The sequence below is a fragment of the Burkholderia sp. Bmkn7 genome, assembly GCF_041103175.1.
Taxonomy (GTDB): domain Bacteria; phylum Pseudomonadota; class Gammaproteobacteria; order Burkholderiales; family Burkholderiaceae; genus Burkholderia; species Burkholderia cepacia.
This window is the reverse complement of sequence record NZ_JBGCUH010000003.1, coordinates 788451-808017: the sequence shown is the minus strand read 5'-3', so window position 1 is coordinate 808017 and position 19567 is coordinate 788451. Positions and strand designations below refer to the sequence as shown.

General features: G+C 68.3%; 18 protein-coding genes. 3 read left to right on the top strand and 15 right to left on the bottom strand.

All coding sequences use genetic code 11. The features are described 5' to 3' along the window. Positions 1-64: 64 nt before the first annotated feature. The gene (locus AB3K92_RS25215; RefSeq protein ID WP_269150515.1) at positions 65-2407 is read right to left on the bottom strand and encodes an NADP-dependent malic enzyme; all 2343 of its coding nucleotides are present in this window, start codon (positions 2405-2407) and stop codon (positions 65-67) included. 134 nt (positions 2408-2541) lie between these two features. On the opposite strand from AB3K92_RS25215, the gene thiL reads away from it, so the two are divergent. The 3 genes from thiL to AB3K92_RS25200 are packed head-to-tail and all read left to right on the top strand — an operon-like array spanning position 2542 to position 4613. Continuing rightward, entirely contained in the window at positions 2542-3540 is a 999-nt protein-coding gene (gene thiL / locus AB3K92_RS25210) for a thiamine-phosphate kinase (RefSeq protein WP_369466040.1), read from the top strand. Further along, positions 3530-4081: a phosphatidylglycerophosphatase A gene (locus AB3K92_RS25205; protein ID WP_369466038.1), complete on the top strand. Its 552-nt coding sequence runs from the start codon at positions 3530-3532 to the stop codon at positions 4079-4081. Before thiL ends, AB3K92_RS25205 begins: the two co-directional genes overlap by 11 nt. Before the next feature lie 31 nt (positions 4082-4112). Further along, positions 4113-4613 (top strand): CinA family protein, encoded by a 501-nt coding sequence (locus tag AB3K92_RS25200; RefSeq protein WP_021161868.1) that lies wholly within the window; start codon positions 4113-4115, stop codon positions 4611-4613. 38 nt (positions 4614-4651) lie between these two features. On the opposite strand, the gene AB3K92_RS25195 is transcribed toward AB3K92_RS25200, so the two are convergent. The 14 genes from AB3K92_RS25195 to mtgA form a co-directional block, all read right to left on the bottom strand. Then, entirely contained in the window at positions 4652-5710 is a 1059-nt protein-coding gene (locus AB3K92_RS25195) for a hypothetical protein (protein ID WP_048026119.1), read from the bottom strand. 240 nt (positions 5711-5950) lie between these two features. Further along, entirely contained in the window at positions 5951-6778 is an 828-nt protein-coding gene (gene pyrF, locus AB3K92_RS25190) for an orotidine-5'-phosphate decarboxylase (protein ID WP_021161870.1), read from the bottom strand. A gap of 39 nt (positions 6779-6817) precedes the next feature. Next, the gene (locus AB3K92_RS25185) at positions 6818-7879 is read right to left on the bottom strand and encodes an aldose 1-epimerase (RefSeq protein ID WP_369466035.1); all 1062 of its coding nucleotides are present in this window, start codon (positions 7877-7879) and stop codon (positions 6818-6820) included. Positions 7880-7928: 49 nt separating this feature from the next. After that, positions 7929-8735 carry an SDR family NAD(P)-dependent oxidoreductase gene (locus AB3K92_RS25180; protein WP_021161872.1) on the bottom strand — a complete coding sequence of 269 codons (807 nt, stop codon included), beginning with the start codon at positions 8733-8735 and terminating at the stop codon, positions 7929-7931. A gap of 29 nt (positions 8736-8764) precedes the next feature. Beyond that, on the bottom strand, positions 8765-9781 hold the full coding sequence (gene araH / locus AB3K92_RS25175) for an L-arabinose ABC transporter permease AraH (RefSeq protein ID WP_048026113.1): 1017 nt from the start codon (positions 9779-9781) through the stop codon (positions 8765-8767). A 70-nt stretch (positions 9782-9851) separates the two neighbouring features. Then, on the bottom strand, positions 9852-11363 hold the full coding sequence (gene araG, locus AB3K92_RS25170; protein ID WP_021161874.1) for an L-arabinose ABC transporter ATP-binding protein AraG: 1512 nt from the start codon (positions 11361-11363) through the stop codon (positions 9852-9854). A 68-nt stretch (positions 11364-11431) separates the two neighbouring features. Next, positions 11432-12427 carry an arabinose ABC transporter substrate-binding protein gene (locus AB3K92_RS25165; RefSeq protein WP_027788415.1) on the bottom strand — a complete coding sequence of 332 codons (996 nt, stop codon included), beginning with the start codon at positions 12425-12427 and terminating at the stop codon, positions 11432-11434. Between the two features lie 110 nt (positions 12428-12537). Further along, entirely contained in the window at positions 12538-13317 is a 780-nt protein-coding gene (locus AB3K92_RS25160) for an SDR family oxidoreductase (protein ID WP_059649683.1), read from the bottom strand. Beyond that, on the bottom strand, positions 13317-13994 hold the full coding sequence (locus AB3K92_RS25155; protein WP_369466033.1) for a 2-dehydro-3-deoxy-6-phosphogalactonate aldolase: 678 nt from the start codon (positions 13992-13994) through the stop codon (positions 13317-13319). Before AB3K92_RS25155 ends, AB3K92_RS25160 begins: the two co-directional genes overlap by 1 nt. Positions 13995-14016: 22 nt before the next feature. After that, the gene (locus AB3K92_RS25150) at positions 14017-15042 is read right to left on the bottom strand and encodes a 2-dehydro-3-deoxygalactonokinase (protein WP_369466032.1); all 1026 of its coding nucleotides are present in this window, start codon (positions 15040-15042) and stop codon (positions 14017-14019) included. After that, positions 15039-15938, bottom strand: coding sequence for an IclR family transcriptional regulator (locus AB3K92_RS25145; protein ID WP_069253203.1), 900 nt, complete (start codon positions 15936-15938; stop codon positions 15039-15041). The genes AB3K92_RS25150 and AB3K92_RS25145 overlap by 4 nt, the downstream gene beginning before the upstream one ends. Positions 15939-16287: 349 nt before the next feature. Next, on the bottom strand, positions 16288-16686 hold the full coding sequence (locus AB3K92_RS25140) for an EF-hand domain-containing protein (protein ID WP_021161880.1): 399 nt from the start codon (positions 16684-16686) through the stop codon (positions 16288-16290). A 79-nt stretch (positions 16687-16765) separates the two neighbouring features. Further along, a complete protein-coding gene (locus AB3K92_RS25135; protein WP_059675912.1) occupies positions 16766-18376 on the bottom strand; it encodes a S10 family peptidase in 1611 nt (536 codons plus the stop codon). Between the two features lie 448 nt (positions 18377-18824). Further along, a complete protein-coding gene (mtgA, locus tag AB3K92_RS25130; RefSeq protein ID WP_042976647.1) occupies positions 18825-19562 on the bottom strand; it encodes a monofunctional biosynthetic peptidoglycan transglycosylase in 738 nt (245 codons plus the stop codon). Positions 19563-19567: the final 5 nt, after the last annotated feature.

Below are 19567 nucleotides of genomic sequence, written 5' to 3'. Positions count from 1 at the left end.
TTTTGTTTACAATTTCGCCCGACGCGCCACGCCGGTTCGACCGGCCTGGCGCGTTCGTTTTGGCTCAGCGCGTGGCGTTCACGTCGGCGACCAGCAGCGCCGCCATGTTGACGATGCGACGAACGGTCGCCGATTCGGTCAGCACGTGCACCGGCTGCGCGGCACCCAGCAGGATCGGCCCGATCGCGATGTTATTGCCCGCAGCCGTCTTCAGCAGGTTGTACGCGATGTTCGCGGCGTCGATGTTCGGCAGGATCAGCAGGTTCGCTTCGCCTTCCAGCGTCGATTCCGGCAGGATTTCCTTGCGCAGCGCCGCGTCGAGCGCGACGTCGCCGTGCATCTCGCCGTCGACCTTCAGCTCCGGCGCATGTTCCTGCAGGATCGCGAGCGTATCGCGCATCTTCTTCGCCGAAGGTGCGTTGCTCGTGCCGAAATTCGAGTGCGACACCAGCGCGACCTTCGGCTCGATGCCGAAGCGGCGCACTTCTTCCGCGGCCATGATCGTGATCTCGGCCAGTTCCTCCGGGGTCGGATCGACGTTCACGTGCGTGTCGACGAGGAAGATCTGGCGGCCCGGCAGCACGAGGCCGTTCATCGCCGCGTACACGCTGCAGCCCGGGCGCTTGCCGATCACCTGGTCGATGAAGTGCAGGTGGCGGTGCGTGGTGCTGATCGTGCCGCAGATCATCCCGTCCGCTTCGCCCTTCTTCACCAGCATCGAGCCAATCAGCGTGGTGCGGCGGCGCATCTCGACGCGCGCGAGCTGCTCGCTGATGCCCTTGCGCGCCATCATCTTGTAGTACGTCTGCCAGAAGTCGCGGTAGCGCTCGTCGTGCTCGGTGTTGACGACCGTGAAATCGGTGCCCGGCGTCAGGCGCAGGCCATAGCGCTGGATACGGTGCTCGATCACCGACGGGCGGCCGATCAGGATCGGCTTCGCGAGTTTTTCGTCGACGATGATCTGAACGGCACGCAACACGCGCTCTTCTTCGCCTTCCGCGAATACAACGCGCTTCTTCTCTTCCGGCGCGGCGCGCGCGATCTGGAAGATCGGCTTCATCGTCGTGCCGCTGTGGTACACGAACTGCTGCAGGTGCTGCTTGTACGCGTCCATGTCCTCGATCGGGCGCGTCGCGACGCCGCCGTCCATCGCGGCCTGCGCGACGGCCGGCGCGATCTTCACGATCAGGCGCGGATCGAACGGCTTCGGAATCAGGTATTCGGGCCCGAACGACAGATCCTGGATGCCGTATGCGGTCGCGACGATGTCGCTCTGCTCGTGCTGCGCGAGCTCGGCGATCGCGTTGACGGCCGCGATCTCCATTTCACGCGTGATCGTCGTCGCGCCGACGTCGAGTGCGCCACGGAAGATGAACGGGAAGCACAGGACGTTGTTGACCTGGTTCGGGTAGTCGGTGCGGCCGGTCGCGAGGATCGCGTCGGGGCGCACTTCGAGCGCCGCTTCCGGCAGGATTTCCGGCGTCGGGTTCGCGAGCGCGAGGATCAGCGGGCGCTCGGCCATGCCCTTCACCATCTCCGGCTTCAGCACGCCGGCAGCCGACAGGCCGAGGAAGATGTCCGCGCCGTCGATCACTTCGGCCAGCGTCCGGGCTTCCGTTTCGCGGGCGAAACGCTCCTTGTCCGGGTCCATCAGCTCGGTGCGGCCCTTGTAGACGACACCGGCCAGGTCGGTCACCGTGATGTTCTCGAGCGGCAGGCCGATGTCGACCAGCAGGTCGAGACACGCGAGCGCGGCCGCGCCCGCGCCGGACGCGACGAGCTTGACCTTCTTGATGTCCTTGCCGACGACCTTCAGCCCGTTCGTGACGGCCGCGGCCACGACGATCGCGGTGCCGTGCTGGTCGTCGTGGAACACCGGAATCTTCATCCGCTTGCGCGCTTCGCGCTCGACGATGAAGCAGTCAGGCGCCTTGATGTCTTCGAGGTTGATCCCGCCGAAGGTCGGCTCCAGCGCGGCGATCACGTCGACGAGCTTGTGCGGGTCCGACTCGTTCAGCTCGATGTCGAACACGTCGATGCCCGCGAACTTCTTGAACAGCACCGCCTTGCCTTCCATCACCGGCTTCGACGCGAGCGGCCCGATGTTGCCGAGACCGAGCACCGCCGTGCCGTTCGTGACGACGCCGACCAGGTTGCTGCGCGCGGTGAAGCGTGCCGCGTTGAGCGGATTCTCGACGATCTCCTCGCACGCGTACGCCACACCCGGCGAATACGCGAGCGCGAGGTCGCGCTGGTTGATCATCTGCTTGGTCGGGGCGATCGCGATCTTCCCGGGGGTCGGGAATTCGTGATAGTCGAGGGCGGCTTCGCGGAGCTTGGCTTTGGAGGAGGATTGGGTGGACATGTGTCTCGTGACGGGCGGATTAGAATAACTGTTCGACGGCATTGTAGCGCCAATCATCGGCCGCCAGACCGGCGATTCGGGTGCAACAGCCGCGACAAAAATGGTCCGGATGGTGCAGAAGCGCCGCCGTTCGCCTCGTACAATGCCGTTCCTTCAACCGTTCCGGATCGCCCGCCGTGCCAGCCGCCCTCTCCGAGTTTTCACTGATCGAACGCTTCTTCACGCGCCGCGCCGCGCAGGGCGCGCGCGCGTCGACGCTCGGTATCGGCGACGATTGCGCGCTGATCGCACCTCGATCCGGGAAATTGCTGGCCATTTCGACGGACATGCTGGTGGAAGGCCGCCACTTCTTTCCCGATGTCGCGCCCGACGCCCTCGGCCACAAGACGCTCGCGGTCAACCTGTCCGACCTCGCGGCGATGGGCGCCGAACCGCGTGCCTTCACGCTCGCGTGCGCGCTGCCGCGTGCCGACGCGGCGTGGCTGGAAGCATTCAGCAACGGGCTGTTCGCGCTCGCCGAGCGCTACGGCTGCGAGCTGATCGGCGGCGACACCACGAGCGGCCCGCTGAACCTGTGCGTCACCGTATTCGGCGAAGTCGCGCCCGACGCCGCACTGCGGCGCGATGCCGCGCGCGACGGCGACGACGTCTGGGTGTCCGGCACGCTCGGCGACGCGCGCGCCGGCCTCGGCGTCGCGCGCGGCGAATGGACGGCCGGCGAGGCCGAAGCCGCTGCGTTCCGGCGTGCGCTCGAGCGCCCCGAGCCGCGCATCGCGCTCGGCCTGACGCTCGCGGGCGTCGCACACGCGGCGCTCGACATCTCGGACGGCCTCGCCGGCGACCTGCAGCACATCCTTTCCCGCTCGCACGTGTGCGCCGAGATCGATGCCGACGCGGTGCCGCGCTCGGCCGCGCTCGCGACGCTGCCGCCCGACGTGCAGCGACGCTGCACGCTGGCCGGCGGCGACGACTACGAACTGTGCTTCACCGCGCCGGCGGCGGCCCGCGCGGCGGTCGAAGCGGCCGGCCTGACGGCCGGCGTGCCGGTCACGCGAATCGGTACAATACGCGCGTTGTCCGCGCCGTCGGAACAGCCCGCGATCGCGTGGCGCGACGCCGCCGGCGCGCCCCTCGCCCTCACGTTGCACGGCTTCGACCACTTCCATGCAGACTGACCCGACGCCCGCGCACCCCGCGGCCGAGCCCGGCGCCGCACCGGGCGGACACGCGCCGCAGCGCGCGACCGCGCGCTTCATGCTGTCGCACCCCGCGCACCTCGTGTCGCTCGGCTTCGGCAGCGGGCTCGCGCCGCTCATGCCCGGCACGTTCGGCTCGCTGTTCGGCTGGCTCACGTTCGTCGTGCTCAACCGCTACCTGACGGTGCCCGAATGGTGGGCGCTGATCGCGGTCGGCTTCGTGGCGGGCACGTGGCTCACCGGTTTCACCGCGAGAAAGATGGGCAGGTCCGATCCGGGCGCCGTCGTCTGGGACGAAATCGTCGCGATCTGGCTCGTGATGCTGTTCGTCACGCCCGCGACCTTCATCGGCCAGTTATGGGCGTTCGTCGCGTTCCGCATCTTCGACATGCTCAAGCCGCCGCCGATCCGCTATTTCGAGCGCCGTCTGAAAGGCGGGCTCGGCATCATGGTCGACGACCTGGTCGCAGCGTTCATGACGCTGCTCGTGATCGCCCTGTGGCGCTCCGTCGTCGGCTGACCGATTTCCCGACTCCCGTTTCCCGACGCGCATGCCAACCGATTCCGTCGTCCACCAGCTTGCGATCCGCGCAGGCAACAAGCTGCGTGACGAGCACCTGACGCTCGCCACCGCCGAATCCTGCACCGGCGGCATGATCGCAACCGCGATCACCGACATCTCCGGCAGCAGCCAGTGGTTCGAGCGCGGCTTCGTCACGTACTCGAACCAGGCCAAGATCGACATGATCGGCGTGCCGCCCGACCTGATCGACAAGCACGGCGCCGTCAGCGAGCCCGTCGCGCGCGCGATGGCCGAAGGCGCGCTGCGCAACAGCCGCGCGCAGGTCGCGCTGTCCGTCACCGGCATCGCGGGCCCGGCCGGCGGCAGCGAGAAGAAACCGGTCGGCACCGTGTCGTTCGGCTGGAGCAACCGGCTGCATACCGACGTCGAGACGCTCGTGTTCAAGGGCGACCGCGATCAGATCCGCACGCAGGCGGCCGCGCATGCCCTGCGCGGGCTGCTGAAGCTGCTCGACGAGCGCGAGGGCTGACCGGGCCGGGGTGCCCCGCCGCGCCCCGGCCGGCCCGCTTACTGGATCGCGTCGGGCTTCACGACGATCCAGTTCTTGTCCGCCGTGACCGGCAGGCCGAGCGACTTCTGCCGCGCGGCCGATTCATCCGACCACGCGCGGATCTGCGCCATCTGCTTGTCCTTCTTGTTCACCCACACGCGCACGCCGCCGCGCGCGACGTCGGTCGCGTTCAGCAGCATGTAGCCGTCGGACGTCGGCGTGTCGCCCGCGACGAGCACCGGCTTCTTCCACTGGTCGATCCAGCCGACGATCGAGCCGAGCTTGCCTTCGTACCACGTCATCGGGTTCATCAGGAACGGCGTGATCACGAGGCTGCGGTTCGCGGCCTCGTCGTACTTGCCGGCCTTGATCTGCAACCGGGACGTCGTCAGCGCGCCGGTCGCCGGGTTGCGCAGCAGCGTCGTCACGCCGATCACGTTCTGCGGCTTCACGTTGTAGCCGTACTTCGGGTCGGACAGCACGAGCCGCGCGAGCTCCTCGTGCGCGGCCGTCATCACGTAGACCTCGATCCCGTTCTCGCGCAGCGCGTTGTACAGCTCCTGCATCCCGCGGAAGAAACGCGGCGGGTTCACCGTGCCGTCGGCCACCTTGTCGCCCTGCCAGTAGCGGATCGGGATCGGCTTGCCGTCGGCGAGCATCGCGTCGACGTGGCGCTTCAGGTCGGCCAGCGACTGCCCGGCGAACGCCTGCGCGATCCATGGGTAGCAGACCAGGTCGTCGATCTCGCAGAGCCGGTAGTAATAGCTCGTCAGCGATTCCTTGTAGTCGGCGGAATCCTTGAACGGGATCAGCTTCAGCGACGGGTCGAGCGTGTCGCGCGTCAGCACGCCGCGGTTCTCGAGGTACGGCAGCAGCGACTCCTCGAGGTCGTAGCGGTAGGTCGTGTTGTCCGCGTCGAACACCGCATAGTCGCCGCGATGCGCGTGCGCGGCGATCATCGCGTTCAACGCCTTCGCGCTGTCGGCCGGCCAGTGCGACAGGTCCGCCGCGTGGGCGAAGCTCATGCACAACGACGCGGCAAGCGCGCTCAGAAGACGTCGGGACAGCTTGGGCATGGCATCACTCCCTTCTTGACAGTTTCGTTACAGATCGGTGACAAGCGGGAGCATCGCGCGATTGGCGCGCTGGCATGCGGTGCGGAAACGACGGGAAGTTGCCCGTGCGCGTCAGTGCGGCGGCCGGGAGGGCGGGAAACGGAGGCGTTAAAGCGGAGAACGCGGTGGAAGCGGCACGGGCCCGCGAACGCGGGCCTGCCGGAACCGGCTGCCCGCGCGGGCAGCCGGCGCGAGCCTCGATCAGCGATGCGCGTTGATCGTGTCGCGGGTCTTCTGCGCGGCGAGCGCCGCGGCTTCGGCGAAATCCTCGCCCTTGCTCGCGTACAGGATCGCGCGCGACGAGTTGATCATCATGCCGGTGCCGTCGGCCGTGCGGCCTGCGTTGACGGTCGCCTGCACGTCGCCGCCCTGCGCGCCGATGCCGGGGATCAGCAGCGGCATGTCGCCGACGATCCCGCGCACGATCTCGATTTCCTTCGGGAACGTCGCGCCGACCACGAGGCCGAGCTGGCCGTTCTTCGCGTTCCACTTGTTCGCCGCGAGATCGGCCACGACCTGGTACAGCGGCCGGCCGTTCGTGTCGAGGAACTGCAGGTCGGAGCCGCCCGGGTTCGACGTGCGGCACAGCACGATCACGCCCTTGCCTTCGTGCTCGAAGTACGGCTCGACCGAGTCGTAACCCATGTACGGGTTCACCGTGACGGCGTCCGCGCGATAGCGCTCGAACGCTTCGCGCGCGTACTGCTCGGCCGTGCTGCCGATGTCGCCGCGCTTCGCGTCGAGGATCACGGGCAGGCCCGGATGCTGGAGGTGGATGTGCGCGATCAGGCGCTCGAGCTGGTCTTCCGCGCGATGCGCGGCGAAGTAGGCAATCTGCGGCTTGAACGCGCTCGCGTATTGCGCGGTCGCGTCGACGATCTGCCGGCAGAATTCGAAGATCGCGTCGGGCTGGCCGTCGAACTGCACGGGAAAGCGCGACGGCTCGGGATCGAGGCCGACGCACAGCAGCGAATTCGTGCGCTGCCACGCGGCGCGCAGCGATTCGATGAAACTAAGCGGGGAAGACATGGCGGGTACTCGCGGCAAACCGTTGGTAGACCGCGTATTTTACCCGCGTCGCCGGCGCGCCTCGCGTGTCGCGCCGTTGCCGCGCGCATCGGCGCGTTCCACGGTGAACGCGAACCGCCGCGTGAGCCGCTCGCCGGGCGCGAGCAGCGTCATCCCGTGCGCGGCCGCGCCGCCCGGCAAGTTCACCGCGTTGATCGGATGATCGACCGGCTCGAAGCAGAAGAAATCCTCGCCGGGCGGGGTATAGAGCACGTACGCATCGGCGTCGGCCGCCACCGTCAGCGACAGTCCGCGGCGCGGCCAGCTCACCGTCGCGTGGCCGCCCCAGCCGGTGAACGCATGATTGACGAGCGCGGCCGGCAGCGGATACGCGACGCCGAACTGCCAGGCCGGCGGCACGCTCACGTGCCGCACCGGCAGGAAATCGGCGCCCGACAGCCACAGCCCGCCGGCGGCCGCGGCCAGCTCGGTCACGTCGTCGCGCACCAGGAACGGATGCACGCCGAGCCCGAACGGCAATCGCGCGCGCCCCGCATTCTCGATCGTCAGCGCGATCGACAGCGTCGTATCGTCGAGCTCGAACGACTGGATCGCGCGGAACGCATACGGCGCACCGGCGGTGCGATCGAGCGACAGCTGCAGCGACGTGCAGGTCGCATCGTCCACCTGCCATGGCGCGAGCCAGCCGTCGCCATGGATCGGCAGCGGCTCGTCGCGGCGGTTGCGCGGCACCGCGACGCTGCGCCCGTCGCATTCGAAACGCGCGCCGCCGATGCGGTTCGAGTAAGGCAGCAGCGGGTAGCACGCGAGCTGGTTCGGGTCCGTCGCCGTCTCCGGGTGTTCGCAGCGGCGGAACACCGGCACCAACGCGCCGTTGTCGCCGCGCCAGTCGAAGCGCGCGATGCCGCCGCCGAGATGCGGCAGCACGTCGAGCCGCAGCGCCGCGTTCGACAGCGTGACGGCCGCCGCATGCGCGGCGCCGACGCCCTGCGCGAAGGCGGCCGTCTGCGGGCCGGGGCTGACCGGCTGCGCGGCGGCGGCCAGGCGCGCGCGGCGCGACTGGCTGGTGGACGACGATGCGCGCGAGGACGTGGCGGTCATGGTGAGCTCCTTTCCTTCGTCGAAGAAACGATGCGGGTCGTGCGAACGGTCAGGCCCAGCCGCCGTCGACGATCACGTCCTGCGCGGTGATCATCCGGCTGTCGTCGGCCGCGAGGAACAGCGCCATCCGCGCGAGATCGGCGGGCAGCAGTTCGGCGTCGATGCACTGGCCGGCCTTGATCGCCGCGCGGCCCGCGTCGTCGAGCCACAGCCGGCGCTGCTTGTCGGTCATCACCCAGCCCGGCACCAGCGAATTCACGCGGATGCCGAACGGGCCGAGATCGCGCGCGAGGCCGCGCGTCAGCCCCTGCACGGCCGCCTTCGCCATCACGTAGACGGGATAACCGCCGTTCTTCAGCATCCAGCTGATCGAGCCGAGATTGATGATCGCGCCGCCGCCCTGCTGCTTCATGTCGTCGATCACCGCCTGCGCGGCGAAGAACTGGTGACGCAGGTTCACCGCGATGCCCGCGTCGAACGATTCGGGCGTCACGTCGCCGATCGCGTGGCGCGCGTCGTTCGCCGCGTTGTTCACGAGCACCGCGATCGCGCCGATGCGCGCGCGGATCGCGTCGATCGCATGGCGCAGCGCGCCGACGTCGGTCAGGTCGCACTGGATGAACAGCGGCGCATGGCGTACGTGCGCGAGGCTGTCCGCCAGCGCGGCGCCGGCCGCCGCGTCGAGGTCGACGAACGCGACGCGTGCGCCCTGCAACGCGAAGTGTTCGACGAACGCCGCGCCGATGCCGGTCGCGCCGCCCGTGATCAGCACCGCGCGATCCTCCAGGCTCGGGTACCGTGCATAGCGCGCGTGGCTCGTGGTGTGCGCGTCGTGCGCGGAAGTGTCGATGGTCATGCGGTTCGTCTCCGTCAGGGCAGGCCGGGTCAGTCGCGAACGCCGCGGTTCTTCAGCTGGTCGAGCAGCACGGCCGCGAGCAGGATCGCGCCGCGCACGAGGTACTGGTAGAACGCGTCGATGTTCAGCAGGTTCATCACGTTCTCGACCGTGCCCATGATCAGCACGCCGATCACGACGCCGGAGATCGTCGCGCGGCCGCCCATCAGCGACACGCCGCCGAGCACGCACGCGGAGATCACGTTCAGCTCGAAACCCTGCGCGGCGTTCGGCTGGCCCGACGTGATGCGCGACGCGAGGATCACGCCCGCGAGCGCCGTCACCGCGCCCTGGATCAGGAAGATGTACACGCGCGTGCGTTCGACGTTGATCCCGGCGAGACGCGACGCCTCGGGGTTGCCGCCGATCGCGAGCGTGTTGCGGCCGTACACGGTTTGGTTCAGCAGCACGCCGAACGCGATGAAGCACAGCAGCGTGACCCAGATCGGCAGCGACACGCCGAACAGCGTGAGCCCGCCGAGCGCGATGAACGTATCCGACGACACGCCGACCGCCTGCCCCTTCGACACGATGAAGCCGAGCCCGCGCACGATCTCCATCGTCGCGAGCGTCGTGATCAGCGCGTTGATGCGCAGGTACGCGATCACCGCGCCGTTCACGAAGCCGATGGCGGCGCCGGCCGCGACCGCGGCGACGATCGCGACGAACGTGTTGTCGGTCGCGTTCAGCACCATCGCGCACAGCACGCCGGAGAACGCAACGGTCGAGCCGATCGACAGGTCGAAGTCGCGCGACGCGAGACAGAACATCATCGTGCACGCGACCATGCCGATCTGAGAGATCGACAGCGCGAGGCCGAGCATGTTGTCGATCGAGAAGAAGTGATCGACGGTCAGCGACATCGTGATGAACATCACCGCGAAAATCGCGATCAGGCTGTATTCGGTCAGGTGCTGCCACCACTTCTGGCGGTCGCTCTGCTGCGGCACCAGTGCGTCGGCCGTGGGCTTCACGGCGGCGCTGCCGAGGTTTTCGTTGACTTGCATGATTGTGTCTCCTGCTCCTGCATCGCGCGGCCCGTGCCGCGCGTGTTCGATTCGAATGTCGGGGCCTACGTCAGGCCGCCTCGACCGCGCTCGTCTGCGGCAGCGCGAGGCTCAGCACCGCGTGCTCGTTCGCCCGTTCGCGCGGCAGCTCGCCCGCGATCCGGCCTTCGCGCATCACGACGATGCGATCGGACACGCCGAGCACTTCCGGCAGCTCCGACGACACCATCACGATCGCGCAGCCGCGCTCCGCGAGCCGGTAGATCACGTCGTAGATCTCGTGCTTCGCGCCGACGTCGATGCCGCGCGTCGGTTCGTCGAGAATCACGACCTTCAGGTCGGGTTCCGCGAGCCAGCGCGACAGGATCGCCTTCTGCTGGTTGCCGCCCGACAGGAAGCGGATCTTCTGGCGCCGGTTCGGCGTCTTGATCTTGAGCCGCTGGATGAAGCGGTCGGCGGTTTCGCTTTCGGCCTTGCGGTTGATGAACAGCCCCGCGCGCAGCGAATGGCGGCGGCAGCTGATGTTGATGTTCTCCGCCACCGACGCGATCGCGATGATCCCTTCTTCCTTGCGGTCCTCGGGGCACAGCACGATGCCGTGGCGGATCGCGTCGCCGGTGCGCTTCACGTCGATGCGCGCGCCGTCGAGCGTCAGCACGCCCGCGCGCCGGTGATCCGCGCCGTACACGAGCCGCATCAGCTCGCTGCGGCCCGCGCCGACCAGCCCGAAGAAGCCGACGATCTCGCCCGCGCGCACCGAGAAGCTCGCGGGTTCGCGCAGCGCATGGCCGTCGACGCCTTCGGCGGAGAACCGCACGTCGCCGAGCGCGCGCGGCGCGTAATGGTAGATGTCCGAAATCTCGCGCCCGACCATCTCGGCAACGAGCCGTTCGCGCGGCACGTCGGCGAGCGATTCGTGCGACGCGATCTTGCGCCCGTCGCGGAAGATCGTGCACGCGTTGCAGAGCCGGTAGATCTCGTCCATCCGGTGCGAGATGTAGATCAGCGCGCGGCCCTGCGCGCGCAGGTCGTCGACGAGCTTGAACAGCACCTCGGTCTCGCGATGCGACAGCGAACTGGTCGGTTCGTCGAGCGCGATCACGCGCGCATTGCGCATCAGCGCCTTGCAGATCTCGACCATCTGCCGCTGCGCGATCGACAGCCGCCCGAGCTTCGCATCGGGATCGAGATCGACACCCATCGCCGCGAGCCGCTCGCGCACGTAGCGCTTCGCCTCGCGCTTCCTCACCCAGCCGAACGCATTCGGCAGGCGGCCGAGCAGCAGGTTTTCCGCGACCGTCAGGTCGGGCACGTACTGCAGCTCCTGGTGAATCACCGCGATGCCGGCCGCGATCGACGCGGCCGCATTCGCGAACTGCACGGGCTGGCCGTCGACCAGCACGCTGCCCGCATCGGGCTGGTATTCGCCGCCGAGAATCTTCAGCAGCGTCGACTTGCCCGCGCCGTTCTCGCCCATCAGGCCATGCACCTCGCCCGCATGCACGTCGAACGAGATGCCGTCGAGTGCGCGCACGCCGGGAAATACCTTGCCGATATTGTCAAAACGCAGTGCCGCTGACACGTCGCCTCTCCACTTCCGGAATCGATCGACCGCCGGCCGCCGCATCGCCGCGGCAGCCGGCGGGCCGCTTACTTCGACGCGAGCCCCATCTCGTCGCGCACCTTCGACACGTTGTCGCGCGTCGCGAGCATGCCCGTCGTCAGCGTCAGCGCCGGCGGTGCCTTGCCCTGCGTGATCCACGCGTACATCAGGTCCGAGGTTTCCTCGCCGTGGCGCTTCGGGCTGATGATCACGGTGCCGTAGAAGCCCGTCGGCTGCGGCTTCTTGAACTCGTTCAGCGCCGAATCGGAGCCGCCGATGCCGATGCCGATCATGTTGTCGGCCTTGAAGCCGCGCCCTTCGGCCGCGCGCACCGCGCCGAGCACGGCCTCGTCGTTCAGGCCGTACGCCACCCAGTGCTTGAACTGCGGGTTCTTCGTGAGCGCGATGTTCGCCGCGTTGAACGCGTTCTCCGTGTCGGTCTTCGCCTGCGGCGCGGCGATGACGTTCGCCTTCGGGAAGCCGGCGGCCACCAGCGCGTCGGTCGCGCCGCTCGTGCGGTCGTGCGCGGTCGGCAGCTGCTCGTAGGTGATGTCGATCGCACCGACATCCTTCATGTCCCAGCCGCGCTTCTTGATCTCGGCCGCGATGCCGTCACCGACCTGCTTGCCGATGTTGTACGCGGAGATCCCCATGTGCGGCACCGACTCGATCGGCTTGCCCGCGCCGTCGACGAGGCGGTCGTCGACCGTCATCATCTTCAGGTTGTGCGACTTCGCCTTCGCGACGATGCCCGGCCCGAGCTTCACGTCGGGCGTGCAGATGATGAAGCCCTGCGCCTTCTGCGCCGACAGGTTGTCGATCGCGCTCATCACCTTTTCGCCGGACGGCGCACCGATCTTCACGAGCGTGAAGCCTTTCGCCTTCGCCGCCATCTCGGCGAACTTCCACTCGTCCTGGAACCACGGCTCTTCCGGCTGCTTCACCAGGAAGCCGATCTTGACCGGATCGGCCGCATGCGCAACCGGGCTCCCGATCACCACCGCAGCTGCAGCGGCCAGCGTTACGAACGTTCTGCGTTTCATCTCCAGTGTCTCCTTTCTTCATCGAACGGGATGCAGCCGCTTGTTGGTTTCGACGCAGCGTGCGCGCGGCCGTCGCACGTGCGGTCTTTCGAATCGCTACGTCAATCGTGTCAGTCGTGGTACAGCGCCGCACGCCCGCCGTCGACGGTGATGCATGCGGCATTGATGAACGGCGCCTCGTCGGACGCCAGGAACACGGCCGTCATCGCGACCTCCTCGGGCCGGCCGATCCGCTTCATCGGCTGCAGCGCGAGCGTGTCGGCGCGCGCGGCGGCCGGATCGGGCTGCGCGTCCCACCACTCGCGCGTGAGCTGCGTCTCGATGTAGCCCGGCGCGATCGCGTTCACGCGCACGTTGCGCGCCGCGTATTCGATGCCGAGCGCACGCGTGAGACCGAGCACGCCGTGCTTCGCGACCGGGTACGGAAAGCAGCCCGGGATGATCCTGAATGCATGCGTCGACGCGATGTTCACGATGCTGCCGCGACCGCGTTCGACCATCCCTTCCAGCGCCGCCCGGCAGCCGTGCCACACGCCGTCGAGGTCGACGGCGAAGCAGCGGCGCCAGTCGTCGTCGGTCATCGTCAGCGGATCGGCGAACACGTTGATGCCCGCGTTGTTCACCAGCACGTCGAGCGGGCCGAACGCCGCCTCGGTCCGCGCCACGGCATCGCGCACCGCATCCTGGCGCGCGACATCCGCCTGCAGCGCCAGGACGCGCGCGCCGGCGATGTCGTGTGCAATCCCGGCGGCCGTGCGCTGCGCCTGCGGGAGGTCGAGATCGACGAGCGCGACGGCCGCGCCCTCGCGAACGAACGCGCGGGCGATCGCGGCGCCGATGCCTCGGCCCGCGCCCGTAACCATCGCGACCTTGTCCGCGAGGCGGCCCATCATGCGGCTCCGCCGCGCGCCGCGCGCAGGCCGGCCTGGAACGCACGCGCGTTCGCGGCTGTCTCGTCGGCCGGCTGGCCGGGCCGGTACAGCGCCGAACCGAGCCCGAAGCCGTTCGCGCCGGCCGCGAGGAACGGCTGCATGTTGTCGGGTGCGATCCCGCCGACCGGGATCAGCGGCACCGCGCGGTCGATCACCGCGCGCCACGCCTTCACGACGATCACGCCCAACTGCTCGGCCGGGAACATCTTCAGCACGTCCGCGCCGTTCGAAAGCGCCGCGAACGCTTCGGTCGGCGTCGCGACACCCGGCGCGCTCGCGAGGCCGCGCTCGCGTGCGCGGCGGATCACGGCCGCATCGCTGTGCGGCATCACGATCAGTGAACCGCCCGCATCCTGCACGCGATCGACGTACTCCGCGCGCAGCACCGTGCCCGCGCCGACAATCGCGTCGTCGGGCAGCGCGCGCCGCAGCGCCGCGATGCTGCCGAACGGGTCCGGCGAATTGAGCGGCACCTCGACGATCCGGAAGCCGACTTCGTACAGTGCACGGCCGTGGTCGGCCGCTTCGGCGGGCGTGATCCCGCGCAGGATCGCAATCAGCGGACACGCGTCGAACGCGCGCATCAGTGCGGCGTGAGGCGTGTACGGCGCGGGTAACGTAAGGTCGGACGGCATCAGGGGTTCCTCTGCAATCGATTCATTGGTCGGCGCGGACGGGCTCGCCGTCCGCGCGCACGAGCCCGGCGCGTGACGCGATCCGCCACAGGCCGCGCTCGGTCGCATGCGCGACGACTCGCGCGTGCGGGTAGCCGAATTCCTGGAGCGCATCGGCGTAGCGCGCGCACAGGCCGTCGTCGCCGATCAGCAGCAGCGGCTGGTCCGCGAGCGCGATGCCGCGCTCCGCGAGCATCGCGTCGAGCGCGTTGAGCTCATGGCCGATCAGCAGGCCGGACAGGTAGTCGCCCTGCGCATCGGGCGCGAGCCGATCGGTCAGGCCGAGCGTGCGCGTGCTGAAAATCGTCGCGAGCAGCCCCGTGTGCCGCGCGCCGCGCGCGACCGATACGCCGCGCACGAACGCCGCGCGATCGGGCGACGCACCGGCGCGCATCGTGCGGCCGAGGATCGTGTGGTCGCGCAGCACCGCGAACAGCTCGCCTGTCATGAAGGTCTGGAACCGCTCGATCAGCCCGTCCGTCACCCACGCCCATTTCGCATGCGTGCCCGGCAAGCCGATCAGTACCCCTGAACGATCTGCGCCAAGCGTGGGATCGCTCGCGAGTGCGCCGACTATCTGCGTCTCTTCGCCGCGCATCACGTCGGGCAGTTCGCCCGTGGCGATCACGCCCGGCACGATCGAGACCGTCGTACCGCGCAAGGTCGTCACCGTGATGAGGCCCGCGACGAGCGCGTCGGCGCCGGCCGGCACCGCGACATACGGCGCCTCGCGCCAGCCCTGCGCGCTGCCGACCATCCCGGCGGCGAGCACCGGCAGGCCGGGCGAGCGGTCGAGCCAGTCGCCGCAGGCTTCCTCGAACACCGCGTCGAACGCGCGCGCGCCGCCGCCCGGCACATGCATGACGCCCGCCGGGCGGCTGCGCGTGTCGATGAGCGCGCCGTGCGCGTCGTACAGATACGCGCGCAGCGAGGTCGTGCCCCAGTCGAGCGCGATCAGCGACGGGGTGGCGGAGGTGGCATCCGGAACGGGCCGGGTCGAAGTCGTCATCTTTTGATCCTGCGGGTACCCTGCGGCGGGCTCCAGCCCAGTTCCGCGGAAATGGCTCGCGCTTCGCGCTGCACGAGCGGAATCAGTTCGTCCATCCGGTCGTGCGGCATGTACGGAATCGTGCTCGCCACCGACACCGCCGCGACGATCGCGCCCGACGCGTCGCGGATCGGCGCGGCCACGCAGCGGATCGACGCCTCGTTCTCCTCGAGGTCGAACGTATAGCCGCCTGCTGCGTAATGGGCCATGCGCTGCAGGAACGCGCTCGTCTCGGGCCGGTTGTCGGGCTTGAAGTTGACGCCGGCCAGCGCGCGCCGTGCGGCCTCGAACAGCGAGCGCCACAGGTCGGGATCGAGGTCGAGCATCATCGCCTTGCCGATGCCGGTCGACGCGAGCGGCATCCGGTGGCCGACGCGCGAGCGCATCTCGAGGCCGCGCGTGCCGGGAATCTTGTCGATGTACAGCACGTCGTCGCCGTCGCGCACGCCGAGATGGATCGTGTCGAGCGTCGCTTCCGCGAGTGCTTCGAGGTGCGGGCGCGCGACCGCGGTGAGCGGCATCTGCTCGAGCGCGATCGTGCCGAGCTCGATCAGCTTCGGGCCGAGCAGGTAGCCGCCCTGCACCTGGCGCAGGTAGCGCGCCTGCACGAGGCTGCTGACGAGGCGATGCGTCGTGCTGCGCGTCGTACCGAGTGCGGCGCCGATCGCGCGCATGTCGCGCGCGCCGTTCGCGATCGCCTCGAGGATCGCCAGACCGCGCAGCAGCGTCTGCGTACCGGCCTGCTGGGCAGCGAGATCGAGCGGCGTGCTGGTCGCGCCGATGCTGTCGGTCAGCGACGCATCGTCCGGCGTCGCGCGCCGGGCGTCGAGGGCAAGGGAGTCGGGCATCTTGGTCATGGGGCGGGCTTCTTCAACGGAACCGGTGAAGCCGTTCGCGCGACGCCGGAACTGCGTCCGGCATCGCGGCGAGGCGGCGGTCGATGCACCGAATAAAGCGCCCTGCGAACTTCATGGAAGGTGTCTCCGTGTGCGTCGGGCGCCGCGCGATGCGTGGGTCCGAAGCTGTCGATGTGCTTCGGATTGTAGGAGCGCACGCACTCGTCTCCAATATTTGAATGCGTTGCCCAGATAATGAGAATTCGACTGGAATCCGCGGCAGGCACGCCGTAACGGCCGCGCCATGTGCACGGGGGCGGAACCCGCCGTGTCGCAGGTTCCGCCCCCCTTGGTTCACCGCGCGCCGCGCTTACTGCTGGCTCGTGCTGCGTGCCTGCATGTAGCGCTGTACGTCCGCGAACGACACGCGGCCGTTGCCGCTCGAGTCGATCTGCCGGAAGTGGTTCGCGACATAACCGAGGCCGGCCGCGCGCGCCTGCGATTCGGTGATCGAACCCGTGTTCTGCGAGTCGGCCGCGCTGAACTGCCGCGCGAGCTTGCGCACCACCTGCGCATGCAGCGCGGCGCCCGTCGTCTGCGTGCCGGCGGTCGGCTTGCGCGCGGCCGGCGGCACGTACGGATCGCCGAGCTGCGCCTGGCGCGCGCGCGTTGGCGCGGCGGCGTCGCTCGCCTGCGCGAACGCGGATACGGATGCTGCGGCGCCGACACATGCGAGCGCCGCGGCAACGACGATGAAACGATTCTTCATATCAGGCTCCAGTCTGGAATGAGGTCGTCGACGGCCGGCACGGCGCCACCGCGGGCGCCGGTCGACGGCCGGCGCAGCATCAGTGCGCGGCCGCGTTGTAGAAGGTCACGAGGTCGGCTTTCTCCTGCGGACGCGACGTATCGTCGAGATAGACCATGTGTCCGCCCTGATAGTCCCTGATCGTCAGGTTCGGTTGCGTCCCCAGCCGCGCGAGGTCGAGCTCGGTCTGGTAGAACGGCGTCGCGATGTCGTGATACCCGTTCAGCGACAGCACCTTCAGTTGCGGGTTCAGCGCCAGCGCCGCGGCGAGATCGGGGATCGTGTCGGGCATCGCGAGCCCGTCGTGCGTCCAGTCCCACGTGTTGATCGCGTTGCTGCTCAACGAATACGCCGACTGCGCGGTGTACTTGAGCTCGTTCGGCAGGTACTGGCCGATCGTGTCGGTGAACGGCTTCGTGATGAACGAGCTAGACGGATCGCCGTCCGCGGCAAGCGGGCTCGACACCGGCACGTTCACGCGCGCGTCGTAGCGGCCGATCAGCGTGCCCGGGATCAGCGACAGCTGGAAGCTGTTGTCGAAGAAGGTCGGGATCACGTTGAAGTCCGCATTCCACAGCGACTGCTTCACGCCGGTCGAATTCACCATCGTCGTGACGAGGGACGGCGGCGGCGGCGTATGGCTCGCGAGGTACGCGTTCACGGCGGGCGCGTAGCTGCCGGCCGTCAGCAGGCGCATCTGGTCCGCATACTGCGGCAGGTTCGACGGGTTCGGGTTGTCGAGCTGGTAGTACGCACCGACGGTGCCATACGACGGCACGAAACCCGCGCAACTCACCGGGCTCGACCCGTTGTTCGAGTTGCCGATGTAGTCGCTCGCCATGTCGCAGTTCGTGTTGTAGTTCAGGATCGACGACTGCAGCACGATGCCGTCGAGCTTCACGCCGGCCGTCTCGAGCAGGTTCGCGAGCACGTCGGTGCGCGGCGTGCCGTACGATTCGCCGAACAGGTATTTCGGCGATGCGCTGCGCTGGTTCACGGCGAGGTAGCGCGTGACGAAATCGCGGAACGCGCCGCCGTCCTGGTCGACGCCCCAGAACGTCTGGTTCGTGTTCGGCGCGATCGCTTCGGAGAAGCCGGTGCCGATCGCATCGACGAACACGAGGTCGGTCGTGTCGAGCAGGCTTTCCTGGTTGTCGACGAACGGGAACGTCGACGTGTTCGCGTTCGGGTCGCCCGTCTGGATCCGGCGCGGGCCGAACGAGCCGAGGTGCAGCCACACCGATGCCGAGCCGGGGCCGCCGTTGTACAGGAAGGTGACGGGCCGCTTCGCCGCGGGCTGGTTGTCGGCCGTATAGGCGACATAGAAGAACGACGCTTCGGGCGCGCCCGTCTGCGGATTGCGCGCGACGAGGTGGCCGGCCGTGGCCGTGTAGCGGATCGTCTTGCCGTTCAGCGTGATCTGGTGATGCGTGACGGCGGCCTTTTCAACCGCGGCGGAGGCGTCGAGCGACGCGTTCGCGCTCGACGAATAACTGTTCGGATCGTTGTACGCCTTGTCCACCTGACCGGCGGGATCGGCTGAGTTGTCGGCGCCGGCAGCGGCGGACGATGTCACGTCGTCGTTGCAGGCCGTCAGAATCAGCGAAGAAAACACCACTCCCAACAACAGCTTCGCTTTGCTCGCTGGCATCGTTGCTTTCCTTCTCTCGGATGTTTTTTGTATCGAGCAGCCGGATAAGCCGCCCCCCGCCTCGATCGCGGCCGATAAGCCGAGGCGCTGGCCAATATACGCGAGCCCGTCAGCTTTGAAAAATTTTGAAATATTTGGCCGGCGGCCGGTGCGGCGCACACCTTTCAGGAATGCTTCGGTTTGCGAAACGTTGCATTTCACGCACCTTTCACGGGCTTTCGCGTTTACCCGGGAATACTAAAAATTCCAGGATTTCGTGCCATATCAGCCAACAAACACGCGTGATCGCGAGCATTGCTCAGCAAAGCGAAATAGACGGATTCGTCTAATGGATGTGACCCGAAATGCGCGCGACACGCATGCGCTGCAGCGCACAAACGGCCCGCGAGCGACCCGCGTGCGGCGCACGGGCCTCGAAACGGTCGATGTGACGGCGCGCTCGCGCCGTTCACTCCGATTGCGGCAGTTCGGCCGCGCCCATCCGGCGGGCGATGACTGCCGCGCGCTGCGCCTGGTAGGCCGAGCCGCGGTGCGCGTCGAACCAGCGCGGCTTCGGCAGCATCACCGCGAGGCGCGCCGACTGCCACGCGCCGAGCCGGCTCGCGGGAATCCGGTAGTAATAGCGTGCGGCCGCCTCGGCACCGTACACGCCGCGTCCCCACTCGACGGAATTCAGGTAGATCTCGAAGATCCGCTCCTTGTCGAGCACCGTTTCGAGCATCCACGTGATGATGAGCTCCTGCCCCTTGCGGATGTAGCTCTTCTCGCGCGACAGGAACAGGTTGCGCGCGAGCTGCTGCGTGATCGTCGAGCCGCCCGCGACGATCCGGCCGCGCGCCTTGTTCTTCTCCCACGCCTGCAGGATCGCGTCGACGTCGTAGCCGTTGTTGGTCGCGAAGGTCGAGTCTTCCGACGCGATCAGCGCGCGCTTCAGGTTGCGCGAGATCTGGTCGTAAGGCACCCACTGGTGCTGGATCTGCGCGGGCGGCTTGTCGCGCGACAGCCACCACGCGTCGGTGCGCATGAACGCGGTCGAGCCCGGGTTCACGAACGACCACAGCGCGATCTGTACGAGATAGAACAGTTGCGTCGCGAGCCACGCACCCGCGAACACCGATCCCGCATAGACGATCCAGCGCGTCGGGCTCACCGTCCGCGTGTGCTGCGTGCCGCTCACCGCCACCACGTGCC

Excerpts from the sequence above, each read along its gene's own strand:
- AB3K92_RS25215 (WP_269150515.1), bottom strand. The coding sequence starts at position 2,407 with ATGCCGTCGAACAGTTATTCTAATCCGCCCGTCACGAGACACATGTCC.
- AB3K92_RS25205 (WP_369466038.1), top strand. The coding sequence starts at position 3,530 with ATGCAGACTGACCCGACGCCCGCGCACCCCGCGGCCGAGCCCGGCGCC.
- AB3K92_RS25200 (WP_021161868.1), top strand. The coding sequence starts at position 4,113 with ATGCCAACCGATTCCGTCGTCCACCAGCTTGCGATCCGCGCAGGCAAC.
- AB3K92_RS25195 (WP_048026119.1), bottom strand. The coding sequence starts at position 5,710 with ATGCCCAAGCTGTCCCGACGTCTTCTGAGCGCGCTTGCCGCGTCGTTG.
- pyrF (WP_021161870.1), bottom strand. The coding sequence starts at position 6,778 with ATGTCTTCCCCGCTTAGTTTCATCGAATCGCTGCGCGCCGCGTGGCAG.
- AB3K92_RS25185 (WP_369466035.1), bottom strand. The coding sequence starts at position 7,879 with ATGACCGCCACGTCCTCGCGCGCATCGTCGTCCACCAGCCAGTCGCGC.
- AB3K92_RS25180 (WP_021161872.1), bottom strand. The coding sequence starts at position 8,735 with ATGACCATCGACACTTCCGCGCACGACGCGCACACCACGAGCCACGCG.
- araH (WP_048026113.1), bottom strand. The coding sequence starts at position 9,781 with ATGCAAGTCAACGAAAACCTCGGCAGCGCCGCCGTGAAGCCCACGGCC.
- AB3K92_RS25165 (WP_027788415.1), bottom strand. The coding sequence starts at position 12,427 with ATGAAACGCAGAACGTTCGTAACGCTGGCCGCTGCAGCTGCGGTGGTG.
- AB3K92_RS25160 (WP_059649683.1), bottom strand. The coding sequence starts at position 13,317 with ATGGGCCGCCTCGCGGACAAGGTCGCGATGGTTACGGGCGCGGGCCGA.
- AB3K92_RS25155 (WP_369466033.1), bottom strand. The coding sequence starts at position 13,994 with ATGCCGTCCGACCTTACGTTACCCGCGCCGTACACGCCTCACGCCGCA.
- AB3K92_RS25150 (WP_369466032.1), bottom strand. The coding sequence starts at position 15,042 with ATGACGACTTCGACCCGGCCCGTTCCGGATGCCACCTCCGCCACCCCG.
- AB3K92_RS25145 (WP_069253203.1), bottom strand. The coding sequence starts at position 15,938 with ATGACCAAGATGCCCGACTCCCTTGCCCTCGACGCCCGGCGCGCGACG.
- AB3K92_RS25140 (WP_021161880.1), bottom strand. The coding sequence starts at position 16,686 with ATGAAGAATCGTTTCATCGTCGTTGCCGCGGCGCTCGCATGTGTCGGC.
- AB3K92_RS25135 (WP_059675912.1), bottom strand. The coding sequence starts at position 18,376 with ATGCCAGCGAGCAAAGCGAAGCTGTTGTTGGGAGTGGTGTTTTCTTCG.